General features: G+C 69.2%; 2 protein-coding genes. One reads left to right on the top strand and one right to left on the bottom strand.

Translation table 11 applies throughout. The features are described 5' to 3' along the window. On the bottom strand, positions 1–298 hold a 298-nt coding region (locus ACWELQ_RS45640), incomplete at its 3' end, for a biotin/lipoyl-containing protein (protein WP_452403181.1). A 763-nt stretch (positions 299–1,061) separates the two neighbouring features. Between ACWELQ_RS45640 and ACWELQ_RS45635 the strand changes: the two genes are divergently transcribed. Then, complete coding sequence (locus ACWELQ_RS45635; RefSeq protein ID WP_452403180.1) at positions 1,062–1,397, top strand: oxidoreductase; 336 nt, start codon at positions 1,062–1,064, stop codon at positions 1,395–1,397. Positions 1,398–1,442 lie beyond the last annotated feature (45 nt).

Genomic DNA, 1,442 nt, shown 5'->3' with positions numbered 1-1,442 from the left:
CGGGCGCCGGGGCCGGGGCTGCGGCGGGTGCGGGGGCGGCGGCCGGGGCAGGCTCGGAACCGGCCTCGCCGATCACGCCGAGTTCGCCACCGACCTCGACCACGTCGTCCTCACGGGCGACGATCTTCACCAGAACGCCTGCGGCCGGGGACGGGATCTCGGTGTCGACCTTGTCGGTGGAGACCTCGAGCAGCGGTTCGTCGACCTGGACCGTGTCCCCTTCCTGCTTCAGCCACCTGGTCACAGTGCCCTCGGTGACGCTCTCACCAAGAGCGGGCATCTGGACGGAGAAGGTCATGCCGTTGGCTCCTCTGACTGCTCGTCGGGTTAAACAGTTCGTCTCTCCGCGGGCGTGGCATCGCGGGTCGCGATGTCGGCCCGACGGCCACCGAACATTCTGTGGCACCGGAGATCCGTGTTGGTTCTTGTTCCGCTCACCATCCTTGCACTCGCCCGGGTGCGGCGTGTCACAGGGCGGCGGTTGCGCCGACCTCTTCGTGTCGCATTCCGGAGTGTGAGCACCGGATGTCCCTGGCGTGAGGCTGGATTGACGGGATGGCATGACACGTATCACGTTTGCGCGCGACGCGGGCGGCGGGGGTGCCACTGGGCGGGAGTCGCGGCCGGTGTGTGGCGGTTGCGGTGGGCTAGCTGAGACGCGGCCGCAACCCGCGGGACGGCGTGCGTGCCGCGACACTGTACAGCATCCGACACTCGCGGTCCGCTCCGCCGCCGATGTGATTTCGATGCACCCGTCGCGGACGATTGCCGCATGCGCTGCGGGACGACCGTCGCGCCCTGCATCCGTTCCGTGTCTCGGGGCTGTCCCGGTGCCGTCGGAACGTGGGCGGCGTCCGCGCGCTGATCGAAGGCTCTCCGCCGCCGGGCGGCGAGCCCTCCGAATCCGGGGCATCCTCGTCCGGCGGGTGGCCTGAGCTGGGGCTGAGGAGTCGCTGTGGTGCTGCTTAGGACTTGATCGGGAGAGTTGCGGTCGCTTGTCCGAGTGGCACTATCGAGATATCCGGCGGTGTTCTCGATGGGCCGGGGAGGAGGTTGCCGGTATGGGTTTGATGGACCTGTTCGGGCGCAGCGGAACCGGTCGTCGCGGCGACGCCGACCCCGACGACATGCGTCATCTCATCGCCTGGACCCGAAGCCATTACGGCGTCGAGGCTTTCGTCGAGCCCCGCACCACGGTCTCGGACGTCTCGGTCATCCTGGTCGCCCACGACGGCGCCTGGACCCGCCGCGTAGTCGGCGAACGTGGCGCCCAACGCCTCTCATCCACCCTCGGCATCCCGGTCTACGACGCCCGCCGCGTCGGCTACCCCCAACGCCTCCGCGACTACGAATCCCGCCGCCGCATCCTGGAACGCCGAGCCGCCCAAGACTTCTGACCTGATTGCGAAGAGAGACGCCCGCCCCGCACTATCGCGGGGCCC

The organism is Nocardia sp. NPDC004722 (assembly GCF_053601505.1).
The sequence above is the reverse complement of the archived record's forward strand: the minus strand, read 5'-3'. Positions and strand labels throughout refer to the sequence as shown.

Bases quoted from the DNA above. Each gene is read 5' to 3' on its own strand.
- ACWELQ_RS45635 (WP_452403180.1), top strand. From the start codon at position 1,062: ATGGGTTTGATGGACCTGTTCGGGCGCAGCGGAACCGGTCGTCGCGGC.